Here is a 12576-nt window from a genome sequence, read left to right on the forward strand (position 1 = left end):
AGCCGGGACGCCTACGCCCGGTCCTGCTCCAGCAGCTCGGCGGCCGTCAGTTCCTCGGTCACGCCGTGGACGACCGACTCGTCGGTGGCGCGGTGGCGCGGTGGCGCGGTGCGTCGGGCATGACTGCGGTGCGCCTCGGGCATGACTTTCGACAGATCCGGTGCGCAGGCGGCCCTCGTAGGGTCGTGGGCATGCGGATGAGTGGGGTGGCGCTGCCCGTGGTGGCGTCGGTGTGTATCGGGTTCGGTGTCACGAGCCTCTGGTGGGCGCTGCCGGCGATCGGATTCTCCTTCCTGGCCGGCCTGCGGATGGAGCGGGTGCGGCCGGCGGCAGTGGTGTTCGCCGTCCTGGTCGCGGCCGGGGTGCTGGTGATCGGGTCGGTGCCCTCCTGGATCGTTCTGGGCCTGCGGTTCGTCGCGCTCGCTGTGAGCACCGGGATGGGCCCGTGGCTGCTGGGCCGGTTCTGGCGGCAGTCGCAGGAGCTCGTGCGCGCCGGGTGGGAGCGGGCCGAGCGGCTGGAGCGGGAGCAGCAGCTGGTCGCCGAGCAGGCCCGACTGCGCGAACGGGCCCGGATCGCCCAGGACATGCATGACGCCCTCGGGCACGACCTCAGCCTGATCGCCCTGCGTGCCGGGGCCCTCAAGCTCGCCCCCGACCTGGCCCGGCCCCACCGGGAGGCCGTCCAGGAGATCCGGGCGGGCGCGGCCACCGCCATCGACAGGCTCGGCGAGGTGATCGGCATCCTGCGCGACGGGGACGAGGGCGACGGCGGCACCCCCGCGGCCCACGGACCAGCCGACTCGGACGTTCCGCACCTGGTCGCCGAGGCGGCCGCCGCAGGCCTGGATGTCCGCTCGGAGATCACCGGCGAACCGGACGGGCTCCCGCGTGCCTCCGAGCACGCCGCGTACCGGGTGGTGCAGGAGGCGCTGACCAACGCCGCCAAGCATGCGCCGGGGGCGCCCGTCGCCGTGGAGGTGGCGTACTCGGCCGACGGTGCCCGGGTCCGGGTGGCCAACGGCCCCGCGCCTGCACCGGCGTTCGCGCCCGCGCCCGCCTCTGCTCGGGTGCCCGCCTCCGCGTCTGCCTCCGCGTCCGCCGTTCCCGGGACGGGGTCCTTGGTATCCGCGTCAACCCCGCGCAGCGCAACGCCCACCGGCGGTCGCGGCCTGGTCGGGCTGACCGAACGCGTCCGGCTCGCGGGCGGCGCCTTCGCCCACGGGGCCCGTCCGGACGGCGGGTTCGAGGTCGTGGCCGACCTGCCGCGCCGCGCCGCCGGGCCCGTCCCGGCGGCGCCCGCCGCCCCGCCGTCGCCGGTGCGCGAACTGCGCCGGGCCCGGCGTACGGTGGGCCGGACGCTGGCCGCCGTGGTGCTCGTCCCGCTGGCGACGGCCGTGCTGCTGACCGTCGCGCTGCGAGTATGGACATTCTACGTGGTCAGCCTGTCGGTGCTGGGCCCGGAGGTCTACGCCTCCCTCCAGGTCGGGCAGGACCAGGCCGCGGTCGAGCGGCTGCTGCCGGGCCACCGGTTGCCGTACCGCCCGCCGAGCGGGCCGTCGACGCCCGCGCCGCCGTCGGGGGAAGGGGTCTCGTGCGCGTACTACGCCATCACCGCCCAGCTGTTCGTGGACCGGGCCGGCGACGCCTATCGGCTCTGCTTCCGGGACTCCCGGCTGGTCTCGCGCGACGTGCTCGTCTCCTGACCTGCTGACGCACTTCCCTTTCCCCACCACCTCCGTACCGAGCGACCAACAGGAGCCGCCGATGACCACCGCACCGATCCGGGTGCTGCTCGCCGACGACGAGCCGATGATCCGCGCCGGGCTGCGCGCGGTGCTCGCCACCGACCCGGGCATCGAGATCGTCGCCGAGGCCGGGGACGGCCGGGAGGCCGTCGAACTGGTCCGGCGCCACCGGCCGGACGTCGCCGTGCTGGACATCCGGATGCCCGGGGCGGACGGCATCACGGCCGCCGCCGAGATCCGCCGGAGCGGCCTGGCCACCGGAGTGCTCATGCTGACCACCTTCGGTGAGGACGACTACATCCTGCGCGCGCTCAGCGGCGGCGCGAACGGCTTCCTGATCAAGTCCGGTGAGCCCGAGGAGCTGCTCGCGGGGGTGCATGCGGTAGCGGGAGGGGCTGCCTACCTCTCACCCAAGGTGGCCGCCCGGGTGGTCGCCCACCTGGCTGCCACCGGGGCCGGCGGCCCCGCCGGCCGGCGTGCCGGTGCCCGGGAGCAGGTGGCCGCCCTGACCACCCGGGAACGGGACGTGCTGACGCTGATCGCCGCGGGGCTGTCCAACGGCCAGATCGCCCGCCGGCTGGGGGTGGTGGAAGGCACCGTGAAGGCCCATGTGAGTTCCATCCTGGCGCGGCTGGGCGTGACCAACCGGGCGGCCGCCGCCGTCCTCGCGCACGAGGCCGGGCTGACCCTCGGTGCGACCTGCGCCGGCGGACCCCGGGACTGAGGCCGCCGCGCCGGGTGCCAGGAGCAGCCGCCCGAGGACGGGCACCCCGGCCAGGGCGGCCACGGCGGTGGTGGCCGCCGGCAGCAGGGCGACGACCACGGCCGCCGTGACCGTGCCGCCGAGCGCGGCGCCGGCGAGCACGTCGTGCGGGTAGTGGACCCCGGCCGCCACCCGCAGCGCGGCCGTGGCGCCGCCGACGGGTATGACGAGCAGTGCCCACCGCGGCCGCAGCAGCACCAGCCCCGCCGCCAGCGCGACGGCGAGCGTGGCGTGGTTGCTGGGGAACGACCAGTCGCCCGGCGGCGGGCACCCGGCGACGGCCGAACCCGGCAACCCGGCCAGCGCCCGGCAGGGCCGCTCCTCGTCGAGGAACACCTTCAGCACCTCGCTCGCCCCGTACGCCAGCACGGTGCCGAGACCGACCAGCGCCACCCCGGCGACCTGCCCGGCGGCCCGGCGGCCACGGGCCGTCCACCAGCAGAGCGCCAGCAGCAGCCCGAGCACCACCAGCCCGGCCTCGGTGGCCGGTGCCGCCGCCGAGGCCACCGCGTGTGGAGCGTCCCCGACGGCCTCCGCCACCCGTCGGTAGCCGTCGGCCGACCACCCCGTGAGCACCCGCAGCGGCTCCGCGCCGCCATTCCGTTCGGGCGCCAGCCACGCCACCACCCCGGCCCCCGTGCAGAGCAGGGCCACGGCCAGTACGGGCCTGGGTTCGGCGGCGGCGGCCCTGTTCGCCCCCGCGGTTCTGCTCGTTCCGGCTGCCCGGGAATTCCTGGATTTCCTGTCCGTGTACGTCATGGTCCGGACGGTAGAAGCCAAGGAGCCCTTTCCGCCCGACCCGAAAGTCAGGCAACGACCGCGACGATGGTCAGGGTTGACAACGCTTCACGTCCTGACCGTCGACCGGGTCGCCCGTGCCCCCACCGCACCGAAGCCCGACCCTCCTCGTCGGCGGCGGCGCTCTCCCCACGCTTGCCGGCCACGACCCGGTCGATCGACTCGCCGACGTGCTGCCGGAGCTGTCGAACGGGGACTCCGGCGGTCGTGTGAATCCCGGTGGAGCGGATCGTGCGGCGGTCACGAGGAACGTGAGTCGATCTCACACGCACCGGTGGCACCCCCCGGGAACCCGTGCCGTCGTGCGCCGAGGGTGGTGGCCAGTGCGGCGGCCAGGAGGACGAGGGCGGACCAGGGGAGGGCGGACGGTCCGGCGTGGTCGAGGAGCAGGCCGCCCGTCAGGCCGCCGACGGCGATGCCGAGGTTCCAGCAGGTGACGAGCAGGGACTGGGCGAGGTCCCCGGCCGGGCCAGCCGCGTCGGCGACGGCGGTCTGCAGGAGGGTGGCGGCGCCGCCGAAGCCGAGGCCCCAGACCGCGGCGGCGGCGTAGGCGGGCCAGCCGGCCGAGCCGAGCAGGGCGGCGGCGAGGAGCAGGGCCGCGACGGCGAGGAGGGCGGAGGCGGCGATGGTCAGGGGGCGCAGGTACCGGTCGATCAGGGCGCCGGTGCCGAGGATGCTCGCCAGCGAGGACAGCCCGATGACGAGCAGGACGGTGTCCGTCCGGCCGTCGAGCCCCAACGGTGCGAGCAGCGCCGCGACGTACGTGTAGAGGACGTTGTGGGCGAGCACGAAGGTCGCCGTGACGGCCAGGACGGCGGTCACGCCCGGCATCCGCAGCACCCGCCGGACGGGGGTGCGGGACTGGCCGGACCGGCCGGGCGGTTCCGGGAGCACGAGCAGCATCCAGCCGGTCAGTGCCACGGCGGCCACGCTCATCAGCCCGAAGGTGAACCGCCAGCCCACCAGTCCGGCCAGCAGGGTGCCCGCGGGCACGCCCACCGACAGGGCGACCGTCGAGCCGGTCATGGCGACGGCCATCGCCCGTCCGCGCTGCTCCGGCGCGACGATGCCCCGGGCGTACCCGGCCAGCAGCGCCCAGAGCAGCCCCGCGACCAGGCCGGCCGCGAACCGGGCGGCCATGGTGAGCGGGTAGCTCGGCGACACGGCGGTGACGGCGTTGGCCACGGCGAAGCCGCCGACGGAGACGAGCAGCAGGCGCTTGCGCGGCAGGCGTCCGGTGACGGCGGTCAGCGGGATGGCGGCCGCGATGGAGCCGACCGCGTAGAGCGTCACGGACTGCCCGGCGGCGGACTGGCCGACGCCGAGGTCGGCGCTCATCGCGGGCAGCACTCCGGCGGGCAGGGCCTCGGTCATGATCGTGACGAATCCGCCGGTGCTCATGGCCAGCAGGGCCGGCCAGGGCAGCCTCGGTGCGGGGGCCACCGGCCGGTCGGGGGTGCGGAGTTCAGGAGTGGACATGAGCCCGATCGTCTATCGTTGACATCCGTGTCAGGGTCCAGCCGGGACGGCACCGGCCCGGAGTGAGGGTGGTCACACATGCGCATCGGCGAACTCGCCCGGCGGACGGAGACCGCTCCGCGCCTGCTGCGCTACTACGAGCAGCAGGGGCTGATCACGCCGAGCCGCGAGGCGAACGGCTACCGCTCGTACGACGAGTACCTCGTGGACCGGGTGCTGCAGATCCGCGGACTGCTGGACGCGGGGCTGCCGACCCGGATCATCAAGCAGATCCTGCCCTGCCTGGACGCCCCGCGGACGATCCACTTCGCCGACGCCACACCGGAGATGCTCGCCACCCTGGAGTCCGAGACGGACCGGATGACCCGCCGGATCCTGTGCCTGACGCGCAACCGGGACGCCATCCGGGAGTACCTGGACGTGGTTAAGAGCCTCTCCTGAACCCGGCCGCCCGGCCCACCGCCCTGCCCGGCCGCCCGGCCCACCGCCCTGCCCGGCCGCCCGGCCCGCCGCCCCACCCGGCCGTCGCCCGACCCACCGCCCTGCCCGGCCGCCCGGCCCGCCGCCCCACCCGGCCGTCGCCCGACCGCCCGGCCCGGCGTCCGGACCCGCCGCTTGACCTTGCCACCGGTGTCACAGTCGCACGCTGCCCTCATGACCGATTCCGCGATCCACCACACCGCCTTCGGCGACGGCACCCCGATCGTCCTGATCCACGGCTACACCGTCGACCACCGCGTCCTGCTCCCGCTCGAACCCGCCTTCGCCGACCGCCCCGGCTGGCGGCGCCTCTACCTCGACCTCCCCGGCCACGGCACCAGCCCCCGGCTGCCGGGCCCGGCCTCGGCGAGCGCCCTGGCCGAGGCCGTCTCCGGGTGGATCGGGGACCGGGTCGGCCGGCGGCCCTTCGCCGTGGTCGGGCAGTCCTTCGGAGGCCAGCTGGCCCGGGCGGTGACCGCGCGGTTCGGCGAGCAGGTGCTCGGCTCGGCACTGCTGGTGCCGGTGGTGCGCTGGGGTGCCGACCGGGCCCTGCCGGAGGAGTCCGTGGTCGAACGCGACGACGACCTCATCGCCCGCCTCCCGGCCGCCGACCGCGAGCTGTTCCGGTACGTCATGGCCCGTCACACCGAGGCGAGTCGGGAGCTCTTCGAGCGGTACGTCCGGCCGGGCTGGCAGGCGCACGACCGGGCGGCCGCCGCCGAGCTCGAAGCCGACTTCCTGCTGCCGCACTGGCCCGAGCACCGGGCCCCGCAGCACCGCGGCCACCACCTGCTGGTCACCACCCGGCAGGACGCCCTGGTCGGCTGGCGCGACCAGCTCGCCCTGCTCGACCACTACCCCCGGATGGCCGCCACCGTCCTCGACGGCGTCGGCCACAACCCCCAGGTCGAGGCCGCCGAAGCCGTCCGCACCCTGTTCGGCCGGTGGCTCGACGCCCTCGAACGCTGAGGGCCGGTGCCGGGAACGCCGACGGCCCCGCGACCGGTCGTACCGGTCGCGGGGCCGCTGCGATGACCGTGACCCGGTCGCCGCCGCCGGGGCCCGGAGGCCCGGGGTCAGCCGATGGAACGGGGGAGACGGGTGGTCAGGTAGAGGATGGTGAAGGAACCGAGGAGCTGGATGCCCAGGCAGAGGGCGAGGGCGCGGTCCATGCCGAGGACGGGGGAGAGGGAGAGGTAGAGGCTGCCGAGGGTGGCGACGCCGAGGGCGAGGCTGGACTGCTGGCCGGTGGCGAGGACGCCGCTGCCGACGCCGGCCCGGGCGGCGGGCACCTTGGAGAGGACGACCCGGAACAGCGGGGTGCCGATCAGGCCCTGCCCGATACCGGCGAGGGCGACGCCCGGCGCCATCCGCAGCGGGGAGACGTGTGCCCAGTCGGCCAGCACCGTCAGCGCGAGGGTGGCGAGACCGGTGGCCTGGACGACGGCGCCGGCGCTGAGCACCCGGCTGCCCCAGCGACCGATCAGCCGCGGGCCGGCGAGCGAGGCGGAGAAGTAGCCGACCGCCATCGGGACGAGCGCCCAGCCGGCCGCGACCGGGCCGAGCCTGAGGCCCTGCTGGAGGGCGACCGCGATGACGAACATGAAGCCGCCGAAGCCCGCGAAGTAGGGGAGCGCGATGCCGAGGCCGCGCCGCATCTCCGGGATGCGCAGCAGGGACGGCGGCACCAGCGGGGTGTCCCCGCGCTGCTCGGCGCGGCGCTCGACGGCACCGAAGGCGACGGCGAGGACGGGGAACAGCGCCAGCAGCACCCAGGACCAGAGCGGCCAGCCGGCGGCGCGGCCCTCCATCAGCGGGATCAGCAGGGAGAGCAGCGTGGCGGTGAGCAGGACGGTGCCGGGGACGTCGACCCGGGCGGCCGTGGTGGCCCTGCTCTCCGGGACGTAGCGGACCGCGAGCACCACGGCGAGCAGCGCGAACGGCACGTTCAGCAGGAACACCGAGCGCCAGCCGGTGCCGAACAGGTCGGCGGCGACCAGCATCCCGCCGAGCACTTGCCCGATCACCACCGAGATCCCGCCGACCGCGCCGTAGACGCTGAGCGCGCGGCCGCGCCGGGCGCCCTCGGTGGCGGCGGTGATGGTGCCGAGCACCTGCGGGATCAGCAGTGCGGCCGAGGCGCCCTGGGCGGCCCGGGCGGCGACCAGGGACCACGCGCCGGGGGCGAGGCCGCAGGCCAGCGAGGTGAGGGCGAAGGCGGCGGCGCCGACGACGAAGAGCCGGCGGCGGCCGTAGCTGTCGCCGAGCCTCCCGCCGAGGACGAGCAGCACGGCGAAGGCGATGCCGTAGCCGGCGGCGACCAGTTCGAGAACGGCGGGCCCGGCGGCCAGGTCGTGGTCGATCGTGGGCAGGGCGACGTTGACGATGAAGAAGTCGAGCATCGGCAGGAAGGCGCCGAGCAGGACGGTGACCAGCCCGGCGGTGCCGAGGCCGGCGGCAGGGCCGGCGGGTCCGGGGGCGGAGGTACGGGTGGCCGCGGTGCCGGGGGTGGTGGCGGTGCGGCCCGGGGCGGGGGCGACAGCGAGTTGTTGGGTCACGGGTCATACGATCCGCCGCTCCTTACCCTGGTACCAGAGTGTGGTTATCCAGGTATAAGAAGTACCTGGCAACAGGCTGACGGCTGTCGCATGCTGGGGAGCATGAGCCTGACGACCCCCGCCGCGCAAGCCCGTACCACCCCGGTCGGCCCGCACCCGGCCACCCCCGGCGAAGCCCGCCGGCACGAGCTGGCCGCGTTCCTGCGCAGCCGCCGCGAGCGCCTGGCGCCCGAGCAGGTGGGCCTGCCGATGACCGGCCGCCGCCGGACGCCGGGGCTGCGCCGGGAGGAGGTCGCGCAGCTCGCCGCGGTCGGGGTGACCTGGTACACGTGGCTGGAGCAGGGGCGGGACATCCAGGTGTCCACCCAGGTGCTGGACTCGGTGGCCCGGGCACTGCTGCTGGACCCGAGCGAGCGCGCCCACCTGTTCACCCTGGCCGGCGCGGACGACCCGGTGCCGGTGAAGGAGTGCCCCTCGGTGACCCCGAGCGTGCGGCTGCTGCTGGAGCAGCTGGCGCCGTACCCGGCCATGGTGCTCAACTCCCGCTACGACGTGCTGGCGTGCAACGCCCAGTACACCGGGTTCGTCGGCGACCTCGACCGCATGGCCCCCGAGGACCGGAACCTGATGTGGATGGCGTTCACGCCCTCGTACTTCCGCGAGGTGCTGGTGGACTACCGCACCGAGCGCCTCGGCATCGTGGCCCGGTTCCGCTCGGCGATGGCCGACCACAGCTCGGAGCCGGCCTGGAAGGCCCTGCTGGCCCGGGTGCTCAAGGCCTCGCCGGACTTCGCGGAGCTCTGGCAGCGGCACGACGTGATGCGGCCGGGCAACGGCATCAAGCGCTTCCAGGTGCCCGGCGTCGGGCTGTTGCGCTGCGAGTACACCAACTTCTGGCTCAGCCCGCAGCTGGGGACACGGATGATCACGTACACCCCGCTGGACGACGAGACCCGCGGGCTGATGGACGAACTGCCCACGGGGAGCTGACTCAGCCCCGCACCGCCGCGTCCCGCCCGAGCCGCAGGCACACCACGGCGAGCGGCAGTTCGATGCAGGAGGCCATGACCAGCGCGGCGAGCACCGCGTGGCCCGGCCCGGCGCAGGCGATGTCGGCCAGCGCGTCCCCGGTGAGCAGCAGGGCCACCGCCGCGCCCGCCCACAGCGCGGCGGGGCTGCGCCGGCGCAGCAGCGCGTCCAGCGAGAGCAGGGCGGCGAACTCGGTGAGGTCGAGAACGACCCACGCGGTCTCGTGGCAGACGGCGAGGACCGCCAGCCACGGCAGCAGCGCGACCGCGGCCATGACCGGGACCTTGGCGAAGCGTGCGGGCAGGACGGACGAGGAGGCGGGGCGGACGGTGAGGACGGCGGTGCTCATGCCGCACCCCGGCCCCGCACCCGCTCCAGCGGCAGCCGCTCGGCCGTCCCGCCCGCCGGGTGTTCGACCCGCACCGCGTCGAACGGCCCCTGCGCCCAGGCGAGCCAGAACCGCCCGGCCACCGTGACCACCTCGGCCGTCGACCGCACCCGGCGGAACGGCCGCCGCCCCGTGAACACCACCGCGGGCGCCGTGCCGTCGGCGGCCAGCCGGCCCCAGGCCAGTACGTGCCGGCTCCGCCCGGCGGACGGGCAGTGCCGGGCCCCGCGCAGCAGGTGCGGGGTGAGCCGGGCGGCGACCACGACGTCGGTCAACTCCCCGTGCTGGTACAGCTCCATCGCGGCCCGGCCGCGGCCGGACTCGACGCTGCGGACCGACCAGGGCCCGGCCCCCTCCGGCAGCGCCCCCTCCGGCGCCGGCGCTCCGGAAGCGCCCCCGGGGCCGGGCCGCCCGTGCGGCGGAGTGGAGGAGTGCGATGCAGTGCTCGTCATGCCCTCAAGCCTTCCGCCCGGACCCCCGTCCTGTCGGTGGTGCCCCACACCGAATCGGGGGTGTAGCTAGCTACACCCCCACCGGGAACCCCCCTTCATGGCGGTCCGTGATCACCGGGCCCTACGCTGTCCGGCATGCCTTCCACCACGTTGCGCCGAGCGCTCGTCAGGAGCCTCCGGCGCCCACCGTGGTCGCCCGAGGTCTGGCGGGACGTCCGCTTCATTGCTGCCGGAATACCCGTGGCGCTGCCGGTCTGGCTGGCCGTCACCGAATCGGACCTGCTCTTCCCGGTGCTCGCCGCCGTCCTGGTCTGCGTCCGCCCGCTGACCGCCGTCCAGCGCAGCCGGCTGCGTGCCCTGCGCGGGGTGGAGGTGCCGCCGCTGCGGCCGCCGGCGGGGCGCCGGGTCTGGCTGCTGGGGATGACCTGGCGTCAGGTCCTCTACCACCTGGTGGCCGGTCCGCTGCTGGCGGCGGGCGCGCTGGTGGTGCTGTACGCCTGGGCGGCCGCCGTGGTGCTTGCCACCGTGTACGGCTGGGTCTGGCTGCTGCCCGTCGGCGCCGAGCTGCGTACGGGCCTGGCCGGGGAGGACGTCCTGCTCACCGTCGGCGGGGTGCTGCTGCTGGCGGTGCTGCCCTTGTCGGGGACGCAGCTGGCCTGGCTGGAGGTGTGGGCGGCCCGGCGGCTGCTCGGCCCGGACCGGGCGGAGGCACTGGAGCGGCGGGTCGAGGAGATCGCCGAGAGCCGGGCCGGGCTGGTCGACGCGGTGGACGCCGAGCGCCGCCGGATCGAGCGCGACCTGCACGACGGCGCCCAGCAGCGGCTCACCTCCCTCGCGATGAACCTGGGCCTGGCCCGGCGCACCCTCAAGGACGTGCCGCCGGAGGTGATGCAGGTGATCGTCGACGCGCACGAGGAGGCCCAGGCGGCCATCGACGAGCTGCGCGACCTGGTCCGCGGCCTGCACCCGGCCGTCCTGGAGGACCGCGGCCTGGACGCGGCGCTGTCCGGCGTCGCCGCCCGGGCCCCGCTGCCGGTGCGCCTGGAGGTCGACCTCTCCGAGCAGGTCGCCCCGACCGTCGAGGCGGTCGCCTACTTCACCGTCTCCGAGGCGCTCACCAACGTGGCCAAGCACGCCAGGGCCAACCGGGTCGACCTCTCGGTGCGGACGGCCGGGGGGCGGCTGAGCCTGGTCATCAGCGACGACGGCGTGGGCGGCGCGGACCCCTCGCGCGGGACCGGGCTCACCGGCCTGCGCAAGCGCGCCGCCTCGGTCGACGGCACGCTGTCCGTTCTCAGCCCCCTCGGGGGCCCCACCACCATCACCGTGGAGTTGCCGTGCGTGCTGTGATCGCCGAGGACTCGGTCCTGCTGAGGGTCGGTCTGGTCAAGGTCCTGGAGGCGGTGGGCTTCGAGGTCGTGGCCGCCGTCGGGGACGCCACCGAACTGCTGGCCGCCGTCGAGGAGCACCGTCCGAAGGTGGTGGTGGCCGATGTCCGGATGCCCCCGGGGTACCACGACGAGGGGGTGAAGGCGGCGATGGTGATCCGCCGGCAGTGGCCGGACACCGCCGTCCTGCTGCTCTCCCAGTTCGTGGAGGAGCGTTACGCCGCGGACCTGTTGGCGACCAACACCAGCGGCGTCGGCTACCTGCTCAAGCAGCGGGTGGCCAACGTCGACGACTTCGTGGACGCGCTCCAGCGGGTCGCCGAGGGCGGCACGGCGCTGGACCCGGAGGTGGTCGCCCAGCTGCTGGTGCGCCGCCACCGGGACCCGCTGGAGAAGCTGACCCCGCGCGAGCGCGACGTGCTCGCCCTGATGGCGGAGGGCCGTTCCAACGCCGCGATCGCCGGCTCCCTGGTGGTCAGCGACAGCGCGGTGGCCAAGCACATCAACTCGATCTTCACCAAGCTCGACCTGCCGCAGGCCGAGGACAGCCACCGCCGGGTGATGGCGGTGCTGCGCTTCCTGGAGGTCGGGTAGCGGTGCGGGGGGTGAAGGGCTGGCGGGTCACCGGGACGGTCGTGATCGTCCTGGTCATGATCGGTGCCGGACTGCAGACCTGGTCGATGGCGGTGGAGCAGCACACCATCGCCGCCCGGCCGTACGACGTGGCGATCCACCGGGTCCGGCTGGAGACCGGCAACGCCTCGGTCAAGGTGCGGGCCGGGCGGGAGGGCCGCGTGGTGGTCCAGCAGCGCCTGGACTGGCTGGTGCGCAAGCCGGTGGTGTCCGCCGTCGTCGTCGACGGGGTGCTCACCGTCGGGATGCGCTGCCGGCGGGTCCTGCCGTTCGCGGACTTCGGCTGCGGCGCCGAGATCGAGCTGGAGGTACCGGCCGCGACCGAGGTGACCGGGTCGGTGGGCTCCGGCTCCGTCGAGGTGGAGGGTCTGAGCGGGGACGTCGGGCTGGAGCTGACCTCCGGCCAGCTGCTGCTGTCCGACACCTCCGGGGACGTGACCGTGCACTCCACCTCCTCCGGGCAGGTGCAGGGCGGCAACCTGAGCTCTCGGCGGGTGACGGCACGGATGGGCTCGGGCACGGTGGTGCTGGACTTCGCCAAGGCCCCGCGCGAGGTGGACGCCACGGCCACCTCCGGCTCGGTGGAGATGACCCTGCCGAAGGACAGCCGGTACTCCTTCTCCAGCGAGGTCGGCAGCGGACACGGCCGGGTCGACCCGCTGTTGTCGGACCCCGCCAGCCCGAACCGGGTGCACACCGCGGTCACGTCGGGGTCGATCTCGGTCATCCCGTCGTCCTCGCGCTCGGAGCCGCCGGAGCCGCCGGAGCCGTCGCTTCCGTCGTCGGCTCCGTAGCGGGGGCGCCTCGGCGCGGGCGGAGGCCGCTCACCCGGGTGGGGGACAATGGAGAGTCCCGTCCCCATC

13 protein-coding genes and 1 pseudogene are annotated in these 12576 nt (G+C 75.1%); 8 read left to right on the forward strand and 6 right to left on the reverse strand.

The window, feature by feature from the left end:
• Positions 1 to 11: 11 nt before the first annotated feature.
• Complete coding sequence (locus tag ACIRRH_RS00840) at positions 12 to 143, reverse strand: hypothetical protein (protein WP_403059740.1); 132 nt, start codon at positions 141 to 143, stop codon at positions 12 to 14.
• A gap of 48 nt (positions 144 to 191) precedes the next feature.
• On the opposite strand from ACIRRH_RS00840, the gene ACIRRH_RS00845 reads away from it, so the two are divergent.
• Entirely contained in the window at positions 192 to 1703 is a 1512-nt protein-coding gene (locus ACIRRH_RS00845; protein ID WP_403059743.1) for a sensor histidine kinase, read from the forward strand.
• A 61-nt stretch (positions 1704 to 1764) separates the two neighbouring features.
• A complete protein-coding gene (locus ACIRRH_RS00850) occupies positions 1765 to 2469 on the forward strand; it encodes a response regulator (RefSeq protein ID WP_403059746.1) in 705 nt (234 codons plus the stop codon).
• Between the two features lie 150 nt (positions 2470 to 2619).
• On the opposite strand, the pseudogene ACIRRH_RS00855 reads toward ACIRRH_RS00850, so the two are convergent.
• Both ACIRRH_RS00855 and ACIRRH_RS00860 read right to left on the reverse strand, forming a co-directional pair.
• A pseudogene (locus tag ACIRRH_RS00855) lies at positions 2620 to 3267 on the reverse strand (phosphatase PAP2 family protein); the annotation flags it as partial.
• A 279-nt stretch (positions 3268 to 3546) separates the two neighbouring features.
• Positions 3547 to 4785: an MFS transporter gene (locus ACIRRH_RS00860; RefSeq protein WP_403059749.1), complete on the reverse strand. Its 1239-nt coding sequence runs from the start codon at positions 4783 to 4785 to the stop codon at positions 3547 to 3549.
• Positions 4786 to 4863: 78 nt separating this feature from the next.
• Here ACIRRH_RS00860 and ACIRRH_RS00865 point away from each other — a divergent pair, with 78 nt between their 5' ends.
• Complete coding sequence (locus tag ACIRRH_RS00865) at positions 4864 to 5226, forward strand: MerR family transcriptional regulator (protein WP_403059752.1); 363 nt, start codon at positions 4864 to 4866, stop codon at positions 5224 to 5226.
• 213 nt (positions 5227 to 5439) lie between these two features.
• Positions 5440 to 6234 carry an alpha/beta fold hydrolase gene (locus tag ACIRRH_RS00870; RefSeq protein WP_403059755.1) on the forward strand — a complete coding sequence of 265 codons (795 nt, stop codon included), beginning with the start codon at positions 5440 to 5442 and terminating at the stop codon, positions 6232 to 6234.
• 107 nt (positions 6235 to 6341) lie between these two features.
• Here the strand turns inward: ACIRRH_RS00870 and ACIRRH_RS00875 are convergent, their stop codons facing one another.
• Positions 6342 to 7823 (reverse strand): MFS transporter, encoded by a 1482-nt coding sequence (locus tag ACIRRH_RS00875; protein ID WP_403059758.1) that lies wholly within the window; start codon positions 7821 to 7823, stop codon positions 6342 to 6344.
• Positions 7824 to 7925: 102 nt separating this feature from the next.
• Between ACIRRH_RS00875 and ACIRRH_RS00880 the strand changes: the two genes are divergently transcribed.
• A complete protein-coding gene (locus tag ACIRRH_RS00880; protein ID WP_403059761.1) occupies positions 7926 to 8813 on the forward strand; it encodes a helix-turn-helix transcriptional regulator in 888 nt (295 codons plus the stop codon).
• A 1-nt stretch (position 8814) separates the two neighbouring features.
• On the opposite strand, the gene ACIRRH_RS00885 is transcribed toward ACIRRH_RS00880, so the two are convergent.
• A complete protein-coding gene (locus ACIRRH_RS00885) occupies positions 8815 to 9201 on the reverse strand; it encodes a hypothetical protein (RefSeq protein WP_403059764.1) in 387 nt (128 codons plus the stop codon).
• Entirely contained in the window at positions 9198 to 9692 is a 495-nt protein-coding gene (locus ACIRRH_RS00890) for a hypothetical protein (protein WP_403059766.1), read from the reverse strand. Before ACIRRH_RS00890 ends, ACIRRH_RS00885 begins: the two co-directional genes overlap by 4 nt.
• Before the next feature lie 135 nt (positions 9693 to 9827).
• On the opposite strand from ACIRRH_RS00890, the gene ACIRRH_RS00895 reads away from it, so the two are divergent.
• The 3 genes from ACIRRH_RS00895 to ACIRRH_RS00905 are packed head-to-tail and all read left to right on the forward strand — an operon-like array spanning position 9828 to position 12507.
• Positions 9828 to 11042: a histidine kinase gene (locus ACIRRH_RS00895; protein WP_403059769.1), complete on the forward strand. Its 1215-nt coding sequence runs from the start codon at positions 9828 to 9830 to the stop codon at positions 11040 to 11042.
• Positions 11030 to 11674, forward strand: coding sequence for a response regulator transcription factor (locus ACIRRH_RS00900; RefSeq protein WP_224282917.1), 645 nt, complete (start codon positions 11030 to 11032; stop codon positions 11672 to 11674). Before ACIRRH_RS00895 ends, ACIRRH_RS00900 begins: the two co-directional genes overlap by 13 nt.
• A gap of 2 nt (positions 11675 to 11676) precedes the next feature.
• Positions 11677 to 12507 carry a DUF4097 family beta strand repeat-containing protein gene (locus ACIRRH_RS00905; protein ID WP_403059772.1) on the forward strand — a complete coding sequence of 277 codons (831 nt, stop codon included), beginning with the start codon at positions 11677 to 11679 and terminating at the stop codon, positions 12505 to 12507.
• Positions 12508 to 12576: the final 69 nt, after the last annotated feature.

The organism is Kitasatospora sp. NPDC101235, assembly GCF_044767505.1.
In the GTDB taxonomy this organism is placed as follows: domain Bacteria; phylum Actinomycetota; class Actinomycetes; order Streptomycetales; family Streptomycetaceae; genus Kitasatospora.